Source organism: Leucogemmata humicola (assembly GCF_055379415.1).
Genome location: NZ_AP040875.1, coordinates 1,456,760 through 1,477,049 on the forward strand (window position 1 = coordinate 1,456,760; position 20,290 = coordinate 1,477,049).

The window sequence follows — 20,290 nt, forward strand, 5'->3', positions numbered from 1 at the left end:
CTTCAGCTCGGACCTCTCGAGCTGGAGGGTGGCGTGATCGTTTTGGGGCGCGGAGGACCATGACGCTGGTTCCAGGATCGAAGCTCGGACCGTATGAGATTCTCGCCCCGCTGGGCGGCGGCGGAATGGGCATGGTCTACCGCGCACACGACGCGCGGTTGCGTCGCGACGTGGCAATCAAGGTGCTCGCGCCCGGGCTCTTGGCCGACGACGACGCTCGCCGGCGCTTTCAGCGAGAGGCACTCGCTCTCGCCAAGCTGAATCATCCCAACATCGCCACGGTGTTCGACGTCGGCGCGCAGGATGGTGCCGACTATCTCGTGATGGAGTTAGTACCAGGCGAATCGCTCGCGACAAAGCTGGCGTCGGGACAGCTTCCGGTGCGCGACGCGCTGAGCGTTGCGTCGCAGATTGCGGCCGCGCTCGAAGAGGCGCACGAGCACGGGGTCGTGCATCGCGACCTCAAGCCGGCGAATGTGGTCGTTACGCCCAAGGGCCACGCTAAGGTGCTCGACTTCGGCATCGCGAAGTTGATCGAGCCTACGACGTCGACGACGGGTCTCACGCAAACGAAGGGACCGATCGGAACGCCGCTGTACATGTCGCCAGAGCAAATCGCTGGCGAGCAGGTCGACGCTCGCACCGACCTGTGGAGCTTGGGGGTTGTGCTGTACGAATCGCTCACGGGTAGTGCGCCGTTCACCGGCCCGACCGCGATGGCGCTCTTCTCTGCGATTGCCACCAAGGCCGCGAGACCGCTGCGCGACGCACGTCCGGAGATATCTGGTCAGGTGGAGACGGTGGTCGGTCGCGCGCTCGAGAAGGATCCGACGCACAGATATCAGTCCGCCGCCGACATGCAGCGCGATGTGTCGGGCGCGCTCGCGCAACTGACCGCTACGCCGGCGCCGGCTCCTCGCACGCGCGCATCGGGTGCGCGAATGATTGGCGCCTTGGTTGTAATCGCGATCGTCGCGGGCGGCGGAGCGTGGCTGTACCACCGGTCGGAACGCCGTCACTGGGCGCGCGAAGATGCGGTGCCAGAGGTGTTGCGACTCGCAGACGCTGGGAAGGACATCGAAGGATTTAGAATTCTCCAACAGGCCGTGGCCTACCTTCCAGCGGATACAGGCCTCAAGCGACAGCTCGCCGAGAAGACGGATACTGTCGCCATCGTCTCGTCGCCGTCGGGAGCGACGATCGAAATCCAGGATTACGCCCAGCCGTCGGCCAACTGGTATCGCGTGGGGACGACGCCGATCGATCGCGCGATGATCCCTGACGGATACTTTCGCTGGAAGGTGACGAAGGCTGGCGTCGGCGAGTACATCACGGCGCCAGCGATCCGCGGCCACATGCGCTTTGACCTGGACTCGGCGCTCGCGGCCCCGCAGGGAATGGTGCGCGTGAGCGGCGGCACGTGGATGGACATGATCGACTTCGTTGGGTGGGTCGGTCCGTTCGAGCTACCGACGTACTACATCGATCGTCTCGAGGTCACCAACAAGGAGTATCAGGAATTCGTCGACCGCGGCGGATATACATCACAACAATACTGGAAAGAGAAATTTGTAAACAATGGCCGGGAGCTGGCGTGGAGCGACGCGATGCAGTTGCTGCGCGACCGCACCGGGCGTCCGGGCCCGTCGACGTGGCAGGGAGGTCGCTATCCCGACGGTCAGGGCGACTATCCCGTGTCGGGTGTCAGCTGGTTCGAGGCGTCGGCATACGCGGTATTTGCTGGCAAGAGTCTTCCGACGTTTCCGCAATGGTACCGCGCTGCGCCGCCAACGCTCACACGCGCGATCGTGCGGCAGAGCAATATCACGCGTTCGGGCGTTGCGCGCGTGGGTTCGTTCAATGGACTTGGTCCGTTCGGTACTCTCGATATGGCGGGCAACGTGCGTGAGTGGACGCAGAGTCTCGTTGAACCAGAAGCGCGTCTGATCTTGGGCGGAGCATGGAACTCGCAAGCGTATCTCTACGGAGAACCGCTCAGCCTTCTCCCCTTCGACCGCTCACCGGAGAATGGTATCCGGTGCGTGCGCAATCTCTCGCCGCTGCCAGTCGCGGTCACGGCACCGATCAAGCGCCTCGATCGAGACTTCGCAAAATTCCGCCCCGCGTCGGATGAGGTGTTCAACGCGTACAAGGTGATGTACGACTATCCGAAGACGATGGCGCTGCACACGGTGCTCGATTCGTCCACGGCGCAGGATTCGCCGGATTGGCGCGTGGAGCGAGCTACGTTCGACGCTGCGTACAACAGCGAGCGAATGTCGGCCTATCTCTTCATTCCAAAGAAAGTCCGCCCGCCGTATCAGACGGTCGTCTTTTTTCCGAGTGCAGCCGTGCTCGGAATTCAGTCGAGTCAAACGCTGGGCGATAAGTCGTTCTTCGACTACATCGTGCAGAGCGGTCGCGCGGTGCTCTATCCGGTTTTTCAGGACACCTACGAGCGCCGCGTGAAGTTCCAACTCCCGGGTACTGCGCACGATCTCGCCCTGGCAACTCAGCGCTCGAAGGATCTCGGCCGTTCGCTCGACTATCTCGCGACACGAACTGACATCGACACCAGTCGTATTGCGTATCTCGGTGTGAGCATGGGTGCCGCAGAAGGCGTGATCTACACCGCGCTAGAGCAGCAGCGACTCAAGACTGCGGTGTTCTTCGACGGCGGATACTTTCTCTTCTCGCCGCCGAAAGGCGGCGATCAAGCGGACTTTGCGCCGCGACTCAAGCTTCCCGTGCTGATGGTGAACGGTCGGTACGACTTCACCTTCTCATTCGAACGGGCCCAGCTTCCGTTGTTCAACACGCTCGGCACTCCCGCCGCCGACAAAAAGCACGTCGTTCTCGACGCGCCTCACGGCGTGAACGCGCAGCGCCCCGCGATGATGAAAGCAACGCTGGAGTGGCTCGACAAGTATCTGGGTCGAGTGAACTGAAGACGCGCTAGATCGGGCAGGAGACTTCGATCAGGATTTCGCCGGGCGCGCTGAAGTAGAATCCCCAACTGCCATGCATGACTCGCGGCGGGTCAATGGTGAATCCGGCTGCCGTGAGTCGGTCGTGCATTGCCTCGACGGGCGCTCGCTCTGCCTGGATGAAACCGAGATGAAAGTCCTTCGGATACTCGGGCTTCGTGCTCCGATCGAGATTGGAGACGATCAGCGTGAAGCCGGCATCGTCGCGCAGGACAGCGAGGCTGTCACGCCCCTTCCGTTCGAGTATCTCGAACCCGAAGAATTTCTCGAAGAACGCCGCGGACTCGGCGACATCGGGAACGCTGAGGTTGATGTGGTTGAGATTCATAGTCTCTCGAGTTGGCGCGCCTTGAATCTATGAGGACCGATGCCGCGGCCGGCGAGTTCAGCGCCTAGCGAGGTCAGCGGCACGCGGTATGCCTAGAGAAGACTTACCCCTCTCAGGCCCCGTTCCTTGTCTGCTCCCACGCTTCTCCTCGCGTTCCGCGTGGAGGAGATTCGATTTGGCCTTCCGGCCGCGTCGGTTGTCGAAGTTGCCCGCGCCACTGCCGTCAGCACGCTCCCTGGAGCGCCGACTGTCGTCGAGGGTGTGATCAACTATCGTGGAACGATCATACCCGTCTTCGATGCCGCGCGTCGGTACACTGACCGCGAACGCACCGTACGAGCGAGTCATTCGTTTGTGGTCGCCGATACGCCAACGAGGCGCGTCGCGTTGCATGTCGATCAGGTCGACGGGCTGATCGAGAGCGATGCGCCGATGACCGATCCCCCGGTTTCGTTGCCGCCGGAAATTCCTGTTGCCGGCGTGCTTCGGACCGATGATGGTTTGCTCATCGTGCAGGACCTCGGCCGCTTTCTGTCGCACGCCGAGTCGTGGGCGCTCGACAGAGCGTTGCGCAAACGGGCTGACGCCGCGAGCGGCTCGTGATCGCACCGACCGCCGACCTGCTTGGAGCAAGCGCCTATCCGCTCGCGATCGAAGTGCTCCGCGAACGTGGCGGGCTCGTATTCGCTTCGCCGCGGCGAAAGACGGTCGAGTCGGCGCTCGGGCGAGTGATGCAGCGGGTCGGAATTCTCGACGCCGATCGGTTCGCTGCAGTCCTTGCTGAGTCCGGGCCTGTGTTCGACGAGGTGATGGCGCTCGTCACTGTCGGCGAAACGTATTTCTTTCGCGAGGCGGCGCAGTTCACCGTGCTGCGCGATCGCGTATTTCCGGAGATCGTCGAGCGCGAAGGGGCGAGGCCCGCGCGCATCTGGAGTGCCGCTTGTGCGACTGGCGAGGAGGCGTACTCGCTTGCCATTGCCGCCGCCGAGTCGCGAGTGAACGCATCGATCCTCGGCACGGACGTGTCGCGGGCGCGGCTCGCGGCGGCGAGGCGCGGACGGTATCGCGAGTGGTCGATGCGTGGCGTTCCGCGCCCGACAGTCAATCGATACTTCACCCACGCCGACAGCGAATACACGATCACGGCAAACTTTCGCCGCCAGGTTCGCTTTGCGTACCTCAATCTGGCGTCCGACACGTATCCGTCGACGACGAACGATTTGTGGGGTTTCGACGTCATCTTCTGCCGCAACGTTCTCATCTATTTCGATGCGCCGACGATTGCGCGGGTTGCGACGCAGCTGTTGGAGTGTTTGAGCGACGCTGGCTACCTCTTTCTCGGGGCGTCTGATCCGCCGTTGATCGATCGCGTCGATTGCGAGATCGTGCAAACACCGGCAGGCCTAGTCTATCGGCGGGGCACGGCAGGACGGTCGCGCCGATGGGAGCGTCCTGTCGCCATGCCGGAGTTTCCAGCGCGTGCAGCTACCGCGCCGAACCTCGCTCCGGCCACGACTGCAGAACCGCGCGTCGAGATTGGTACGCCAACACCGCCTGACATCACTGTCGCGGCTATTGGCGAACGACTGCGAGCGGCCTATCGCAAGCGAGAGTATCGCGCTGCAGCGGAGATCGGGCGAACGATGTTCGATCTTGGCGATGACAGTGCCGACTCAATGGTCCTGACGATTCGCGCACTGGCCAACATCGGCGAGCTCCGCGACGCCGAACGACTCTGCGCCGAGGCGCTCGATCGGCATGGCGATGTCGCAGAACTTCGGCACTTGATGGCGATGCTGCTGTTGCACGCGGGCCACGCGCGCGCCGCTGCCACCGAAGCGCGACGAGCCATCTACCTCGATCGCACCGGGGGCGCGGCGTATCTCACGCTTGCCGACGCGCTCGCGCAGCTCGGCGACGGGAACGCGGCTCGGCGCACCTTGCATCGCGTCGAGCGCGTGCTGGAGTCGCTGCCGGCAACCGATGTGTTAGAACCTGATTCAGACGAGTCGCCGGCGCGATTGCTCGCCATCGCCCGGGCGCGACTCAAGCACTTTCCTGAGCTCACTGACAAATGAGCGACGCACACGCTGTCTCAGCCGTGGAGCGCGAGATACTCGAAGAGCGGGCGCGCGCGCTCGCTCGCCCGCCACGCGTCGCTGACGTCGACGTCGCGACGACGGTGACGTTCCGTTTATCGCGCGAGCGGTACGCCATTGCGGCGGCGAATGTCTTTGCGGTGTTTCGCCTGTCGACGCTGGTGCGCGTTCCCGGTGCACAGCTGCCTGTCGTCGGCGTCACTCGATGGCGGGGCGACGTGCTCACCCTGCTCGATGTGCGGTCGCTGGTCGGTGCGTCCACACATGCACTCGACGATCTCGCCGTGGTATTGGCGATCGGAATCGATCAACCGGAGTTCGGCATTCTCGCCGACGCACTCGACGCACCGATCGCGCTCGATTCCAACGAACTGCTCGCTCCCGTCACTCGCCTCGACGCCACCAACGAAACCGTGGTTCGTGGCGTGACCCGCGACGGTCATCTCGTACTCGACGCCGCAGCTCTGATACAGCGACAGACCGGTGCTGCGCGTCCTTCCACTTCCTCACCGTCTCGGTCTCTATGAACTGGACTATCAGCCGTCGCATCGTCGTTGGGTTTTCGATCATTCTCGTTCTGCTCTCGGTTGTTGCCGTGCTCGGGTGGTATACGCTCCGGCAAACGGCTCAGACGTACGAGGATGCGCTGGCGGATCGTCGTGCGTCGCTCGTTCCGGCGCTGCAGGCCGAGTCCGAGCTGCGGGCGGCGAACAGCGCGTTCCTCCGCTATCTCATCGAGATGAAAGACGCGGATCGGCACGAGCGCGACAGTTTGCTGGACATCAACGCGCGCCTGCTCACAGGCCTACGCGATTCCGCGCTGACGCCAGATCTGCGTCAAACCTGGACAGAGGCATCGCAGCTGCTGGCACAGTGGCGTGAGTCGGCTGACACGGCGATGGCGATTCGTGCGCGCGGAAATCTGGCCGGTGCCATGACCATGCGCTCGGAAACCACGGCACCGGTTCGCAAGCGACTCGAAGCGCTCCTGCGCTCTGGCGTGATTCGCGCGACGACCAGCGCCGACGCGACGGCACGTCGCGGCGCGAGCACGGCGAGTGCCGCGCGCACAATGCTTCTTGCCGGCGCGCTCATCGCGCTCATGGTTGGGCTGGTGTCTGCGGCAATGCTCAACAACGCCATCGTTCGCCCGCTGCAGGAAACGAGCAATGTGATCGCGTCCGGGACCGCGGAAATTCTCTCGGCAACCACCGAACAGGCAGCTAGCGCAAACGAGACGATGGCGGCGGTATCAGAGACCGTGGCGACGGTGGACGAGGTAACGCAAACTGCCGATCAAGCGGCGCAGCGCGCGAAAGCGGTGGCCGACTCAGCGCAACGCGCCGCGGAGCTCGGTCGTGCGGGACGTCGCGCCGTTGATGAATCGGTGGGCGGGATGCAGCAACTGCGTACGCAGGTTGAATCCATTGGCGGAAGCATTCTGTCACTCGCCGAGCAGGCCGAAGCAATCGGCGAAATCATCGCGGCGGTCACCGACATTGCCGAACAGACGAACCTTCTCGCGCTGAATGCCGCGGTCGAAGCGGCGCGTGCCGGTGAGCAAGGGCGTGGCTTTGCGGTAGTCGCGTCGGAGATCAAGAGTCTCGCCGAGCAATCGAAGCGATCGACCGTGCAGGTGCGCCAGATTCTTGGCGAGATTCAGCGTGCAACGAGCACAGCAGTGATGGTGACTGAGCAGGGGACTAAGCAGGTCGCTGCCGCGAATCGACAGATCACCGAAGCAGGCGAAACGATTCGAGGACTCGCGGACGCTGTGCAGGAGGCGTCGCAGTCCGCCGCGCAGATCGTGGCGTCGGCGGGTCAGCAGGCGCTCGGCATGGAGCAGATTCGTCACGCTGTCGCAAGCATTCATGACGCGACGCAGCAGAATCTCACGGCATCGCGACAGTCGGAGCAGGCCGCGCAGGATTTAACGCAGCTTGGGAATCGACTGCTCGGTCTCGTAGGGACGACGGGACGCGCTGGGTGAATCCCGAGGAGCTGTCCGCACGACTGCGCGCCACATTTGCCGCGGAGCTGGATGACCAGCTTCGCGCCGCCGATGCGCACCTCATCGCGCTCGAAGCCGATCCGGCGAACGCGAACGAGTTGCGGGCGCTTTTTCGCGTCATGCATACGCTCAAGGGCGCGGCGTTGGCAGCGGGCGTTCCAACTGCCGAACAGATCTGCCATCGCGCCGAGTCTGCACTGGCGAATGTTCGTGATCAGGGACGGCCGATCACGCCCGAAGAACTCGATTCGCTGTTCAGTGCTGTCGACGAGTTGCGTGGAATCCAGACACCGCGCGCGCCGGTCGCCAGGCCTGAGTCAACATCTGTCGTTGCGCCGCCAGTGGGGGATACGCCAGCGCCCGTTCGCGCCGAGCAGTCGGTCCGCGTTGCCGCGGATCGTCTCGACACGCTTCTTTCGGCTTCGAATCGGCTGCTTATCGCCTCGGGGCGTGCGTCGAGCGAGGCGTCGGCGCTGGATGAGTTACGCGACGAGGTGCAGCGGTTGAGCGGCGCGTGGCGACAGCAACATCGGATCATCCGGCAGCGACTTGGCGATCGCGCCGATACCCGCGAACTGACACGCGAGCTCGATCGCCTTGACGCGCGGTTGCGTCGCGTCGCGAGCGAGACCACTCGGCTCACGAGCGCGGCTGCTGATACCTCGCGCTCGCTCGGGGTCGTCAGCGCCGACGTCTCGGAGGGAATTCGCGTTCTGCGCCTGCGTCCGTTCTCCGATGCGGTCGACGGAGTCGCGCGAATGGTGCGCGACATTGGAGCAGCGAGCGGCAAGCAGGTGAGAATCGACGTGCATGGAGCCCACGTCGATGCCGACCGGTCGGTGCTCGACCTGTTGCGCGACGCGATGATGCATCTCATTCGCAACGCAATTGACCACGGCATCGAGCGGCCGGCGGAACGTGCCGCCATCGGAAAGCCGGAAACCGGTACGGTGACCGTTGCAGCAATGATCGTTGGCGATCGTATGCGCGTCACCGTTGCTGACGACGGCCGGGGCGTCGACGTCGCGGCGATTCGGCGCGAGCTCGCGAGGCGCGGAGAGCCAGCGGACGGCGACGATCGGACGGTCGTCGCTCGCCTACTCTCTGGCGCAGGCATCTCGACGCGCGCCGAAGCAGGAACGATCTCGGGTCGAGGCGTTGGTCTCGACGCAGCGAATGTCGCGGTTCAACGCGCTCGAGGGTCGTTGGCGATCGAGTGGAAGCCAGGACAGGGGACGACGTTCACGATCGATACGCCACTCACGCTCGCAACGATTCGCGCGATTCTCGTTCGCGCCGGCGATCTCACAATTGCTTGCCCAACGTCGTATGTCGACCGCCTTGTCCGCGTCCCTGCGTCGCAGGTCGAGGTGAGCGAGGGCCGAGCGGCCATCACAACGCCAAACGGTCCGGCGTCGTTGGCAACGCTTGGGGCCGTCCTCGGCATGAACGCCGAGCACGCGCCGGACGCGGCTGTAGTCGCGCTCATTCTCTTGGGACCGTCGGGCCGTTACGTCGCGCTGCGGGTCGAGGAGTTGGTTGGGGAGGGCGAGGTCGTCGTTCGTCCTATTCGCGCTCAGGGTGGAACTCCCGCGCGCCACATCGGTGGTGCAGCGCTTCTGCCCGACGGAACGATCGCGCTCGTGCTCAACGTCGCTACGGTGATCGAAGATGCGGCGGGCCGAGCGGATCTGGCGCCGCGCGCCGTCGTTCGCGCCACGGCGCCTGCGCGAAAGCGCGTACTCGTCGTGGACGATTCCATTACGACCCGAACATTGGAACAGAGCGTGCTTGAGGCAGCAGGGTATGACGTGGTCACTGCGGTCGATGGCGCCGACGGTTGGCGCCTGCTGCAGGAGCGCGGAGCGGATCTCGTCGTCGCCGACGTCGAGATGCCTCGCATGGATGGCCTCGAGCTCTGTCGCGCCGTGCGTGGGTCTCATCGCTTCGGCAATCTTCCTTTCGTCCTGATCACGGCACTCGAGTCGCCCGAAGATCGCGCGAAGGGAATGGAAGCTGGTGCAGACGCATACCTCGGAAAGTCGAGTTTCGAGCAGACTGCGCTAGTTGACGTACTTCGCGATCTCCTGGGAGAGTGATGCCGCAGTCCAAACGCCCCATTCGTGTGCTGGTGGTCGAGGATTCAACGACTGCGCGTCAGCTGATCGTCGAGCTGCTGCGGAGCGATGGTGCGTTCGACGTGGTTGGCGAAGCGGACAACGGCGCTGATGCGGTCGAAGCAGCACTGCGTCTCTCGCCGGATCTGATCACGATGGATGTGCACATGCCGGTGCTCGACGGGCTCGACGCGACGCGCCAGATCATGCGCGAGGCGCCGACACCGATCGTGATCGTCTCGGGCTCGTTCTCGAAGAGCGACGTCGATGCTGCACTGACTGCGACGCGCGCCGGCGCGCTCGTCGTCGTTCCCAAGCCGGGCAATCCGACGTCGCCGGACTTCGCGCTTCACCGCGAAGAATTCCTCACGATGGCCAAGGCCATGGCCGGAGTGCGCGTTGTGCGCCGATGGGGCGGTGCTGGCAGCGATCAGTCGTCGATTCGTCGTGCCTCGTCGAATGGCGCGCGAACGACTCCGGTTGGCCCGCCCAGGCTCGTTGCCATTGGAACGTCGACCGGCGGCCCTGCAGCTCTTCATAAAATACTCAGCGACCTGCCCGACGACTTTCCCCTTCCGATTGCGGTCGTGCAACACATGGCGCACGGCTTCATTCAGGGGTTGGCCGATTGGCTCGCGGCGAACTCCGGTCGTCGCGTGGTCGTGGCAAAAGCCGGCGACACCGTCGCCCCGGGCGTGACGTACATCGCGCCGGACGACCAGCACATGAGCATCTCGTCCGCAGGTCGCGTCGTGCTCGCCGACAGTGCGCCGCTCAACGGCTTTCGTCCCGCAGCCGACTATCTATTCGACGCGTGCAGCCGCGCGTTCGAAGGCGCGCTGATTGCCGTGATTCTCACGGGCATGGGACAGGACGGTATGGCGGGCCTCAAAACGGCGCATCGCGCCGGGGCTCACATCATTGCCCAAGACGAAGCGAGCTCGGTGGTCTTCGGCATGGCGCGGTCAGCGATCAACGAAGGCGCGGTCACGGAGGTGCTGCCACTCGACAGCATTGGCCACCGGCTCGGTCTCCTCGCCGCGCGGACGGGAGTCGCATGAACACGTCGCGCGAGTCGCCTCGTATCCTCGTCGTAGAGGACAGCCCAACGCAGGCCGTGGCCATCGCCGCGCTCCTCGAGGACTCCGGGTATTCGGTGGACGTCGCGCGTACCGCCGAGTCGGCCATCGAGAGCCTGGATGTCGGCGCCTATTCGCTGATCATAAGCGATGTCATAATGCCAGGAATCAGCGGCTTTGAGCTGTGCAAAACGCTGAAGTCGGACGAACGATACCGTCACATCCCGTTCGTACTGTTGACCAGCCTCGCCGATCCGCTCGACATCGTGCGCGGCCTGGCATGCGGCGCGGACAATTATGTCACCAAGCCGTACGACGCCGAGTTGCTCATCGGCCGGATTGCGCGCGTGCTCGAGACGCATGCCATGCGCCGCAATCAACCTCGCACAGGTGTCGTCGACATCAACTTTCTTGGATCACACTTCCAGATCTCGTCGGACAAAGAACAAATCCTCGACTTGCTCATCTCGAGCTTCGAGGAGCTGGTTCACGCCAACGAGGAGCTTCGTGCTGCGCGACGAGATGCCGAGGCCGCGCGCGCGCGAGCTGAGGATGCAAACCGCGCCAAGTCCGAGTTCCTTGCAATGATGAGCCACGACCTTCGTACGCCGCTCAATGCGATCGGCGGCTATGTCGATCTGATCACGATGGGCGTGCGTGGCCCGGTCAACGACGCGCAAGTGTCAGATCTCGAGCGGATCCGGCGCAATCAGCGACATCTGCTCACGCTTGTGAACGATGTCCTCAACTTCGCACGTGTCGAGCGAGGCGACATCCCACTACGTATCGCTCGCGTCCATCTCAATCACACGCTCAAGCCACTCGGCGCGGTCATTGGCCCACAGGCGCAGAAACGCAACGTGAGCTACGAGTTCCTCAGCTGCAAGGACGACGTCTTCATCAATGCGGATGCTGAACGAATGGAGCAAATCGTCATCAACCTTCTTTCGAACGCGCTCAAGTTTACGCCGGCAAATGGCAAAATCGTCATGACCTGCGCATCCGAAGGTCGGTACGGTGCGATCATCATCCGTGACACCGGCATTGGAATTCCCGAAGAGAAGTTGGCGTCGATCTTCGAGCCGTTCACGCAAGTCGATTCGTCCAGTGCCGGCGGCCGCGAAGGCGTGGGGCTTGGCCTCGCGATCAGTCGTCAGCTCGCACGGAGAATGGGTGGGGACATCGGCGTCGAGAGTGTACTCGGGAGCGGATCGACGTTCACGCTACGCCTTCCGCTCGCCATGGCGCCTGTACCCACCATCCCGGGCGGCGTATCGTAGTCAGCCACACGCCTCGACGTAGTCGACCGCGGGTCGGCGTCCGGCGCGAAAGCGCGTGACCTGTTTGCCATCAGTCTCGAATACGATGCGATGCAGCGTGTCGCCCACCGCGTCCACGATGAGATAGTGCCCGCCGGTCACGTACTTGTGCGGCAGAACCTGCACGCGATTGCCGTAGAGCTCTCGAATGCGCGCTTCCGAATCGCCGACGCCAGCGCCTTCGGCGGTGCGCACACCTGGACCGACGACGTCAACGCGCTCGAGGCGCTGGGGTGCTCCCGCAGAGTCACGCTCGACGAGAAAGCGCGCGTTCTCCGGCATGGCCTTCGACCGCGCCATCTGACAAACGTCGAGCCTGCTCGTGTCCACGGCGAAACCTGCGCCGAGGACCGCGTTCGCACGCTCGATCCCGACACCGAGCGGCAACGGACCGTAGGCGTCTGGGCGAATCGTCCACATGGTGATGTCGGCGCTCGAAGGATCGAGCCGCGGCTTCTGACTGTCTGACGTGCCGACGGCCTTCGGGCGGTCGCAGGCGAGGAGGGTGAGGAGCATGAGGGAACTCGCAAGTCTGGCAATCATGGGCGTTGGACGCTGGTGGGAAGCGATTCTGTCAGCGAGCCATAGCGCAGGTTCGACGCCAGCAGTTAGTCGCTCTGTCCCGTCGCGTCGTCCTCGAAGCGCGCCAGTTCCTCTGGCGTGAGCAAACGGCTGGCGAGCCAATGGCCGAGCGTGTCGGGCGTTGGAACGTTCGGCGGCACCTCGCCGCGCAGCACGCGCTCCGCAAAGTCGCGAACGAGAGCGGCCTTGGCGATGTGCCAGAGCGAGATCGCTACCGGGCGTGCACCAAGCTGCTCGCGTTGCGGCCGGCCCTCCGCCAGCACGACGCTCTTGAGATAGCCGGCGATGTGTACTTCGGTCGCGTCGGCCTCGACCATACCGAGAACGATGTTGGCCTGTTCGTCGAGCCAAACCGCGTCGGTGTCGCGGTTGCGCTCGAAGAAGCGCGCGAGCACCCGACGCATCGTGGGCACCGGCGACTCGCCGCGGTCCACCCAGTTGCCCGCGTTCTTCGAAGTGATCGTCGGCTTCATACCGACGGAATTTACAGCTTTCTCAACTCCGCTGCTGCGTCGAGCGCGATGCCGATGTCGCGCGACAGCACGCGCGCTTCCTGCGTGGCGGTGGATACGTCGCCGAGCGCGGACTCGATTCCCGACGATCTGAGCTTGACCAGATCGAGGCGAAGGTTGCCGAGTGCCAAGCCGGCGCTTTCGATCTGCCGGGCGAGTGCGTCGCGGCGCTGCGCGAGTTCGTCAATCGTGTCGCGTTGGCGGCGCAGCAACGACACTCGGCGTTGTGCGTCAGGTGTGGTGCCATCGCTCGCCACGCCAGCGATTCGCGCGTCGAGCTCGGCAAGAAGACTGGGATCAAAATCCGCGTCGAGGCGATGCAGCATACAGGCGAGATGTGCGACTCGGTCCACGAGGCCATTTACCGTAGGCTCGATGTCCGTGAGCATCGCGCGATCCACCTTCGACAACCCCGCGACTGTCTCGAGAATCGCGGCACGATCGTCGAACGCGCGACGAATCGCGCTGCCGCGCGGACCACTCAGCACGTCGCGCGGCGCGAGCTTTTCGAGTGCCTGGTCCGCGCTCGCCGGCGGAGCCGGGAGTGCCATCCGTGAGCGCGGCATGAAGAACACTCGCCGGAGCTTGAGCCCTGCTTCCTTCAGCGAGTCTCCACGCCGCCACAGCTTGATCCACATGTAAATCGGAACGAGCGGCGAGAGGACGAATGGAGGCGCGTCATCGACGCCAAAGACAAAGCCCGCGATTCCAAGCGCGGACATGCCGAGCGTGAGCAATGCATATCGCCGAGCGAGCTTCACGCGATCGAGCAAATTCGTGCGGCCGTGCCAGATGCGGAGGTCGATGCGCTGCGCGGCAGAAAGCGCGGCGTATTGCTGCGGTTCGAGCAACGTCGCGCTCGGCAGCTCTTGCACGGGAGTGGCTGGAACGACCGGCGGCGAGAATTCAGGCTCGCGTCGCGGCGATACCGCCATCGACGGCGCGTGCGGCTCGCGACGCGCGCGAGGTACTGGCGAGATGTACCGCACCGGTTCGCGATGCTCCAATCGCCACGACGACGCGACCGTCTCGTCCAACGACAGCGCGTCGCGCATGGCGGCAGCGGTCGGCCATCGATCTTCCGGCGCCTTCATCAATGCCCGATCGACGACGTCGACCAACGACTTCGGCGCCTCCGGACGGAGATCGGCGATGGGACGCGGCCGTTCATTGACATGCTTGAGCAGCAGCGCCATGGAATTTCCGGCGACGAACGGCACACGGCCCGTGAGCATTTGATAACCGAGAATGCCCAGCGAGTATATGTCGCTCCGGCCATCGACGTCGCGTTCACCGACAGCTTGCTCTGGCGACATGTACGTCGGCGTGCCGACGGCGATGCCGGTGAGCGTGAGCCGACTCCCGCCTTCCATCGCCCGCGCGATACCGAAGTCAGTCACCATCGCTCGGCCGCTGTCGGCGTCGAGCAGAATGTTATCGGCCTTCACGTCGCGGTGGATCACGCCGCGCAAATGCGCGTACGAGAGTGCGTCGGCAATTTCGGCGAGGAGGCGTCGTACTTCATCCACGGGACGGCGCGGCTGTCGATCGATCAACGCGGCGAGATTGCCGCCGTTGATCAGGCCCATCACGAAATACGCAATCCCGTCGCGTTCACCGACGTCGTAGATCGGAACGATGTTGGGATGCGACAGCTGGGCCGACGTTTGCGCTTCACGCGTAAAACGTGAACCGACCGCGGGATCGTGCGCCAGTTCGGGCGGGAGCACCTTGATGGCGACGGATCGATTGAGTCGCAGGTCGCGCGCGCGATACACGACGGACATACCACCGCGGCCGATTTCGCCTTCGATGCGGTACTGATGCCCGATCGCGCCGACGACTCGATCGTGGAGCGACTCTGCCGCCATGAACAATCCCGTGTGTGGTGTATCTGCCCGTCTACTTCGCGGCGGTTGGGCACCGCAAGAATATCTTAACGCTTCGGCCCGTCGGCCACGAGTCGAGCGGCCTTGGTCGTCAGGTAATTCCGTTCGGGGATGCTCAGCGTCCGCTCAGCCGCGGCGCGATAGTGCGCGATTGCTCGCTCGTTGTCGCCAGCCATCTGGTGCAGGTGACCCCGAACCGCGTCGAGGCGATAGTGGCCAGCGATTCGCGCATCGGTCTCGAGTTCGGCCAGCCGATGCAGGCCCACGGCTGGTCCATCGACCATCGCCTCGGCGATCGCCCGATTGAGCGAAACCATGGGATTGTCGGACATTCGCTCGAGCACTCGGTACAGAGCCAGGATTTGTGGCCAGTCGGTGTCCTGGACCTGGGTGGCTTCGTCGTGCACCGCGGCGATGGCGGCTTGCAGCTGGTAGGGTCCCGGAACCTGTCGTTGCAGCGCGGCGGAGACGACGGCGATCCCCTCATGGATCAGCGCTCCGTCCCATAGGGCGCGATCCTGCTCGTCGAGAGGAATCAGCTCTCCATTGTCTCCCGTCCGCGCGGTGCGTCGCGCATCTGTGAGCAGCATGAGTGCGAGGAGTCCGGCCACCTCGGCGTCGTCGGGGAGCAGCGCGCCAAGAAGTCGTGTGAGTCGAATCGCTTCGTTCGACAGATCTGTTCGCTGCAACTCGGCGCCACTGCTGCTGGCGTATCCCTCGTTGAAGATCAGATACAGTACGTGGAGCACCGCGCCAAGTCGCTCGGCGCGCTCGGCCTCCGACGGCATGTCGAAGGGAATCTTCGACGCTTTGATCGTCTGCTTGGCTCGACTGATTCGCTGAGCCATCGTTGCTTCGGGAACGAGAAAGGCTCGCGCGATTTCGCCCGTCGTGAGACCGCCCACGGCGCGCAGCGTCAGCGCGATTGCCGTCGGCGGCGTGACGGCTGGGTGGCAGCACATGAACAGCAGCACGAGACTGTCGTCTTCGTCGGGGCGAATCTCGCCGAGCATCGACGGGACGACTGTCTCGATTGCCGACGCTTCGGTGGCGATCGCGCTCTCGCGTTCGTGCCGCGCGATCTCGCTGCGGACATGGTCGGTGAGACGACGCACGGCAACGTGGTACAGCCAGCCGCGGGGGTTGGCCGGAATGCCGCTCGCTGGCCATTGTTTCGCGGCGGCGATCATCGCGTGCTGGACGGCATCTTCCACCGCGTCGAAATCCTGATGCCGACGGGCGACTGCGCCGAGCACCTGCGGCGCGAGATCGCGCAGCAGGTGTCCGATGTTGGCGGTCGATTGAGCTTCGTTCGAGTCCAGCGCTACACCTCGATCGGGGGGGCGCTCATCACCTGTCGGACTTCGACGGGAATGATGAGCGGCGTGCCACCGGGGCCGGGCGCGGACGACACTCGTGCGGCGATCTGGTGGGCGCGCTCCTCGCTGTCGACGTCAACGATCCAGAAGCCGGCGAGAAACTCCTTCGTTTCGGCAAAGGGGCCGTCGGTGGCGGGCGCGCCGTTCTTGCCAACGCGGACGAGTTTCGCGTCGCCCGGCGGGGCCAGTCCTTCGGCGGAAACGAGCTCGCCCGACTTGGTCAGGTCGGCGTTGAGCTGGTGCATGAAGCCGACGTGGGCTTTGAGGTCGTCGTGCGTCCATTGGTTCGCGACCCAATCGCCGCCGCCGCGCGGGGCGTTCATCATGAGCATATATCGCATGGTTCAATCTCCTCTCGGATTTGGCGCCGTGAGCGGCGCTTTCGTAGAGAAGTCGGAACCGGCCGCGCGTTCTCTACATCGTCGCGAAAAAAGAAATTGCGGGAACGCGGCGACCATCGCCACCGGGCCCGGCCGTTTGACCTCCCGGCACGCCGCACGCCGCGCCGCGCGCCGCACGTGCAGATTCCACTGCCAATGCGAGTGTCCGGCCGGCGCCGGCCCGAACGTCGAAGGTCAGGCGCATGACGCGACCCGCGTTGTGCCCAGTCATCTAGAGGCCCGAGAATACAGCAATGAGCGATTTCGTCTTTCTCTTTCGAATCGGTGCCGCCGAACAGCGCGAAGCCATGGGCACACCGGAGCGTGCGCAGCAGAGCATGCAGGCGTGGATGGCCTGGATGCATGGTCTCGAAACGAACGGGCATCTGTCGAACCGAGGCCAGCCGCTGGATCGGTCCGGCCGAGTCGTGCGCGGGCAGAGCAAGGTGGTCACCGACGGTCCGTATGTCGAAGTGAAGGATCTGGTCGCCGGATTCATAGTTGTCTCGGCGCGCGATCTCGAGCACGCGACCGAGCTGGCCGCGGGTTGTCCGATGCTCGCTGGCGACGGGTCGGTCGAGGTCCGCCCGGTGATGACGATGAATGCGCAATAGCGCGACGCGATGGAGCTGAGCGAGCACCTTTTTCGGCGTGAGTCGGGGCGAATGGTCGCCGCACTCACGCACGTTTTTGGAGTGCACAACCTCACGCTTGCAGAAGACGTCGTCCAGGACGCCTTCTGCCGAGCGTTGGAGGTGTGGCGGATTCATGGCATTCCAGAGAATCCGTCGGCGTGGCTGATGACGACCGCGAAGAATCGTGCGCTCGATGTTCTCCGTCGCGAACGCATCGCCGACTCTTCGACGCCCGAGGTGCAGCGGCGCATCGAACTGGAATGGTCGCCGCCGCAATCGGTCGACGAAGCGTTCGCCGCGCACACCATTCGCGACGAACAGCTCCGCATGATGTTCTCGTGTTGTCATCCGCGACTGCCCGAGGAAGTGCGTGTCGCGCTGATTCTCAACATCCTGTGCGGCTTCGGTGCGAACGAAATCGCGAGCGCGTTTCTCGTCTCTCGAGCGGCGATGGAGAAGCGAATCGCTCGCGGCAAGACGGAACTGGCAATGGCCAAGCGACTGTTCGATCTGGCCGACGCGGAGTTCGCATCGCGATTGTCGACCGTGCATCGCGCGCTGTATCTGCTGTTCAACGAAGGCTATCACGGTGCGTCGTCCGAGCACGCGGTGCGCGCCGAGTTGTGTGGCGAAGCCATTCGACTTGTGGCGTTGCTGTGCGAGCATCCACCGGCGAATGCGCCGGCGACGAATGCGCTCGGTGCGCTCATGTGTCTGCACGCGGCGCGGCTTCCTGCACGCGTCGATTTGGCCGGCGATCTGTTCGCGCTGACGGACCAGGACAGATCGCGGTGGGACGCGCGCCTCGTCGCCGACGGCCTGGAATTCCTCGAACGCTCGGCCGCTGGCACGGAGGTCACGGCGTATCATCTCGAGGCGGCCATCGCGGCGGCGCACGCGAGCGTTGCGTCGATCGACGACACGGATTGGGTGCTGATCGTCTCGTTGTACGATCGTTTGATGAACACCGCGCCGTCGCCCGTCGTCGCACTGAACCGTGCGATCGCAATTACGCAGCGCGACGGGGACGAGGCAGGACTTGCAGCGATCGATGCGATCGAGGAGCCCGATCGGCTCTCCCGGTATCCCTTTTATCCAGCGGCAATTGGGGAGCTCGAGCTGCGACGCGGAAATCGAATCGAAGCCGCCCGCCAATTCCGCGCTGCTCTGGCGTTGGCGCGGAATCCGTTTGAGGAACGCTTTCTCGAAAAGAGATTGCGGGGTTGTGACTCCGACTGACGTTATTTCTGGCTGACCTTGACCCGCGCTTTGCCGCGGGCTTCAGCGCGCACCACGAGTCCGCCCTTCGTGACGTAGAGACCGCGCACCGCGACCGAGTCGACTTTCGCCGACAGCGTGAGCGCGTCGCCGATTTTTCGATTCAGTCCGAGGAGTAGCAGCGATCGACCTCGTTCCAGTGCCGAATCGATCGGGACGTGCGCCTTCTCGCGAAAGGTCGCGCGCAGCACGTCGGACTGCAGCCACGCATATGAGTTGATCAGTTTGCTGTCGGTGGCGAGATCGTAGTCGAGATCCGGAACGACGATCTGGCGGTGTACGCTGTCGAGCACCGGTGTGCCGAGGAAGAGGAGCGTGCCGCGCGCGTCGCCGGAGAAATCGACTGCGAGAGCGACGCGACCCTTGTTCGTTGGGCCGATGCGCACCGCGTTCACCGTCACCGACTTTCCCGCTTCGGTGATTCGTTTGTTGACGAGCGCGCGGTTCACCACGGCCGACGCTGTCGCATAGTCGATCGTCCCGTCGATGAGAATGCGAAAGCCCGACGACGTTCCGCCGCGTGCGAGTGGCGGCGGCTTCGTCTCCGCGACGGCCGGCGGAGTCGCCGACAGCAAGATGCGCGGTCGCGCGCTCAGCGTGACGGGAACCGTGAGGATTTTATCATGACCGGTGACGTTTCCGATGGCGAGTCGTTCGGGGCCGATGAGCAGCCACACGCCGTCGGTCAGGCGAATGGGGCGGGCGAGGATGCTCCACCACTCCGCGAAGCGCGCGTCGAGGTTGACGTCGGCAATCTTGCCGTCGATGTCAGTGAGATGCGACGAGATGCCGCCGCGCGCCGCGTCGACTACGCGCGCCGTGACGTCGTGATGCAGGATGCTCACGTCGCACCGGTCACGCTGCTGGCCTGTCGCAGGCGAGACGTTCTCGAGCTGGACCTGCGACTTCAGATGCCAGTCGGGAGTGAGCGTAATCGGCGTGGAGAGTTCGAGCTCGAGGCGTGGACGCTCGCCCTTTCCTCCGCACCCAGCGCCGATCGTCGGTCCGACGATCGGTTTGTAGTAGCCCTTGGCGGCGTAGGCGAGCGTCGCCTTGAGATGCACGAGCCGCCCGTCGGCGTACGCGGTGAACGGTTCGCGATCGGCTTCGAAGGCGTAGTGTCGTCGCGTGTCGTTGCCGACGACTCGAACGCTGTCGAGGGAACCGAAGCGTGTGGGCACAACTCGTTCGACGATTCGCATGATCGGCGAGAAGTCGTACTCGAAGGGCACGCTGAACTGTGATAGCTCGGCCTGTCCTGGCGCTGGCGCCGCGCCGAGAATATCCGACGTGACGACGGCCGGCGGAGCGGCCGGCTTGTCACAGCCGGCCAGAGTCGCCGTCAGCGCCATCGATACTGCGGTCGCCAAGCGGCGCATGACGTCTTCGTCGGGGAAGCGGTGACCGGCGTTCACCAGTCTCAAGAATTTGAGTTCCCCGGTTTGGTCGGTCAATCGCGGGTCACGCAATCATTTGGCCGTTCGAACCTCGTCAACGAGTTTCAGGCCGAAAACGGTGCCGGGGGAGCCATTTGGCGCCCCCCGCGTTCGTTTCTGGCTCCGCCAAGACGATTTTGTGAAAATTGGGTGGCAAATGGTGCAGCGTCGGGGCGGGCTAACCCGTATTCTCAACGGAGTTTGTCTGTGTGTCCGCCGCCCTGTGGCGCCCTACCTCTCCCGGCGTTCCGGCGGTAAT

Annotated in this window: 17 protein-coding genes; 10 read left to right on the plus strand and 7 right to left on the minus strand. The window is 64.1% G+C overall.

Annotated features, from left to right (window positions below; all coding sequences use genetic code 11):
• Positions 1-59: 59 nt before the first annotated feature.
• On the plus strand, positions 60-2,948 hold the full coding sequence (locus AC6H4Z_RS05970; protein ID WP_497545826.1) for a bifunctional serine/threonine-protein kinase/formylglycine-generating enzyme family protein: 2,889 nt from the start codon (positions 60-62) through the stop codon (positions 2,946-2,948).
• A gap of 7 nt (positions 2,949-2,955) precedes the next feature.
• Here the strand turns inward: AC6H4Z_RS05970 and AC6H4Z_RS05975 are convergent, their stop codons facing one another.
• Positions 2,956-3,315, minus strand: coding sequence for a VOC family protein (locus tag AC6H4Z_RS05975; RefSeq protein WP_497545827.1), 360 nt, complete (start codon positions 3,313-3,315; stop codon positions 2,956-2,958).
• Between the two features lie 126 nt (positions 3,316-3,441).
• Between AC6H4Z_RS05975 and AC6H4Z_RS05980 the strand changes: the two genes are divergently transcribed.
• The 7 genes from AC6H4Z_RS05980 to AC6H4Z_RS06010 are packed head-to-tail and all read left to right on the plus strand — an operon-like array spanning position 3,442 to position 11,901.
• Positions 3,442-3,918, plus strand: a complete 477-nt coding sequence (locus tag AC6H4Z_RS05980) for a chemotaxis protein CheW (protein WP_497545828.1) — start codon at positions 3,442-3,444, stop codon at positions 3,916-3,918.
• Positions 3,915-5,393, plus strand: a complete 1,479-nt coding sequence (locus tag AC6H4Z_RS05985) for a CheR family methyltransferase (RefSeq protein ID WP_497545829.1) — start codon at positions 3,915-3,917, stop codon at positions 5,391-5,393. Before AC6H4Z_RS05980 ends, AC6H4Z_RS05985 begins: the two co-directional genes overlap by 4 nt.
• Positions 5,390-5,941 carry a chemotaxis protein CheW gene (locus AC6H4Z_RS05990; protein WP_497545830.1) on the plus strand — a complete coding sequence of 184 codons (552 nt, stop codon included), beginning with the start codon at positions 5,390-5,392 and terminating at the stop codon, positions 5,939-5,941. Before AC6H4Z_RS05985 ends, AC6H4Z_RS05990 begins: the two co-directional genes overlap by 4 nt.
• Positions 5,938-7,404 carry a HAMP domain-containing methyl-accepting chemotaxis protein gene (locus AC6H4Z_RS05995; protein WP_497545831.1) on the plus strand — a complete coding sequence of 489 codons (1,467 nt, stop codon included), beginning with the start codon at positions 5,938-5,940 and terminating at the stop codon, positions 7,402-7,404. Before AC6H4Z_RS05990 ends, AC6H4Z_RS05995 begins: the two co-directional genes overlap by 4 nt.
• Positions 7,401-9,524, plus strand: coding sequence for a hybrid sensor histidine kinase/response regulator (locus AC6H4Z_RS06000; RefSeq protein WP_497545832.1), 2,124 nt, complete (start codon positions 7,401-7,403; stop codon positions 9,522-9,524). The genes AC6H4Z_RS05995 and AC6H4Z_RS06000 overlap by 4 nt, the downstream gene beginning before the upstream one ends.
• Positions 9,524-10,603, plus strand: a complete 1,080-nt coding sequence (gene cheB, locus AC6H4Z_RS06005) for a chemotaxis-specific protein-glutamate methyltransferase CheB (RefSeq protein ID WP_497545833.1) — start codon at positions 9,524-9,526, stop codon at positions 10,601-10,603. Before AC6H4Z_RS06000 ends, cheB begins: the two co-directional genes overlap by 1 nt.
• On the plus strand, positions 10,600-11,901 hold the full coding sequence (locus tag AC6H4Z_RS06010; protein ID WP_497545834.1) for a hybrid sensor histidine kinase/response regulator: 1,302 nt from the start codon (positions 10,600-10,602) through the stop codon (positions 11,899-11,901). The genes cheB and AC6H4Z_RS06010 overlap by 4 nt, the downstream gene beginning before the upstream one ends.
• Here the strand turns inward: AC6H4Z_RS06010 and AC6H4Z_RS06015 are convergent, their stop codons facing one another.
• The 5 genes from AC6H4Z_RS06015 to AC6H4Z_RS06035 all read right to left on the minus strand — a co-directional run bounded on the left by AC6H4Z_RS06015 (position 11,902) and on the right by AC6H4Z_RS06035 (position 16,643).
• Positions 11,902-12,456 carry a hypothetical protein gene (locus AC6H4Z_RS06015; RefSeq protein ID WP_497545835.1) on the minus strand — a complete coding sequence of 185 codons (555 nt, stop codon included), beginning with the start codon at positions 12,454-12,456 and terminating at the stop codon, positions 11,902-11,904.
• A 92-nt stretch (positions 12,457-12,548) separates the two neighbouring features.
• The gene (locus tag AC6H4Z_RS06020) at positions 12,549-12,995 is read right to left on the minus strand and encodes a hypothetical protein (protein WP_497545836.1); all 447 of its coding nucleotides are present in this window, start codon (positions 12,993-12,995) and stop codon (positions 12,549-12,551) included.
• A gap of 11 nt (positions 12,996-13,006) precedes the next feature.
• Positions 13,007-14,905, minus strand: coding sequence for a serine/threonine-protein kinase (locus AC6H4Z_RS06025; RefSeq protein WP_497545837.1), 1,899 nt, complete (start codon positions 14,903-14,905; stop codon positions 13,007-13,009).
• Positions 14,906-14,970: 65 nt separating this feature from the next.
• Entirely contained in the window at positions 14,971-16,212 is a 1,242-nt protein-coding gene (locus AC6H4Z_RS06030) for an RNA polymerase sigma factor (protein WP_497547021.1), read from the minus strand.
• Positions 16,213-16,247: 35 nt separating this feature from the next.
• Positions 16,248-16,643 carry a YciI family protein gene (locus tag AC6H4Z_RS06035; protein ID WP_497545838.1) on the minus strand — a complete coding sequence of 132 codons (396 nt, stop codon included), beginning with the start codon at positions 16,641-16,643 and terminating at the stop codon, positions 16,248-16,250.
• Between the two features lie 293 nt (positions 16,644-16,936).
• Here AC6H4Z_RS06035 and AC6H4Z_RS06040 point away from each other — a divergent pair, with 293 nt between their 5' ends.
• Both AC6H4Z_RS06040 and AC6H4Z_RS06045 read left to right on the plus strand, forming a co-directional pair.
• Entirely contained in the window at positions 16,937-17,296 is a 360-nt protein-coding gene (locus tag AC6H4Z_RS06040) for a YciI family protein (RefSeq protein WP_497545839.1), read from the plus strand.
• 9 nt (positions 17,297-17,305) lie between these two features.
• Entirely contained in the window at positions 17,306-18,556 is a 1,251-nt protein-coding gene (locus tag AC6H4Z_RS06045) for an RNA polymerase sigma factor (protein ID WP_497545840.1), read from the plus strand.
• Between the two features lie 2 nt (positions 18,557-18,558).
• Here the strand turns inward: AC6H4Z_RS06045 and AC6H4Z_RS06050 are convergent, their stop codons facing one another.
• Positions 18,559-20,010: a DUF4403 family protein gene (locus AC6H4Z_RS06050; protein WP_497545841.1), complete on the minus strand. Its 1,452-nt coding sequence runs from the start codon at positions 20,008-20,010 to the stop codon at positions 18,559-18,561.
• Between the last annotated feature and the right edge of the window lie 280 nt (positions 20,011-20,290).

Excerpts from the sequence above, each read along its gene's own strand:
- AC6H4Z_RS06045 (WP_497545840.1), top strand. The coding sequence starts at position 17,306 with ATGGAGCTGAGCGAGCACCTTTTTCGGCGTGAGTCGGGGCGAATGGTC.
- AC6H4Z_RS06015 (WP_497545835.1), bottom strand. The coding sequence starts at position 12,456 with ATGCTCCTCACCCTCCTCGCCTGCGACCGCCCGAAGGCCGTCGGCACG.
- AC6H4Z_RS06035 (WP_497545838.1), bottom strand. The coding sequence starts at position 16,643 with ATGCGATATATGCTCATGATGAACGCCCCGCGCGGCGGCGGCGATTGG.
- AC6H4Z_RS06020 (WP_497545836.1), bottom strand. The coding sequence starts at position 12,995 with ATGAAGCCGACGATCACTTCGAAGAACGCGGGCAACTGGGTGGACCGC.
- AC6H4Z_RS05975 (WP_497545827.1), bottom strand. The coding sequence starts at position 3,315 with ATGAATCTCAACCACATCAACCTCAGCGTTCCCGATGTCGCCGAGTCC.
- AC6H4Z_RS05970 (WP_497545826.1), top strand. The coding sequence starts at position 60 with ATGACGCTGGTTCCAGGATCGAAGCTCGGACCGTATGAGATTCTCGCC.
- AC6H4Z_RS06040 (WP_497545839.1), top strand. The coding sequence starts at position 16,937 with ATGAGCGATTTCGTCTTTCTCTTTCGAATCGGTGCCGCCGAACAGCGC.
- AC6H4Z_RS05995 (WP_497545831.1), top strand. The coding sequence starts at position 5,938 with ATGAACTGGACTATCAGCCGTCGCATCGTCGTTGGGTTTTCGATCATT.
- AC6H4Z_RS05990 (WP_497545830.1), top strand. The coding sequence starts at position 5,390 with ATGAGCGACGCACACGCTGTCTCAGCCGTGGAGCGCGAGATACTCGAA.
- AC6H4Z_RS06025 (WP_497545837.1), bottom strand. The coding sequence starts at position 14,905 with ATGGCGGCAGAGTCGCTCCACGATCGAGTCGTCGGCGCGATCGGGCAT.
- cheB (WP_497545833.1), top strand. The coding sequence starts at position 9,524 with ATGCCGCAGTCCAAACGCCCCATTCGTGTGCTGGTGGTCGAGGATTCA.
- AC6H4Z_RS06010 (WP_497545834.1), top strand. The coding sequence starts at position 10,600 with ATGAACACGTCGCGCGAGTCGCCTCGTATCCTCGTCGTAGAGGACAGC.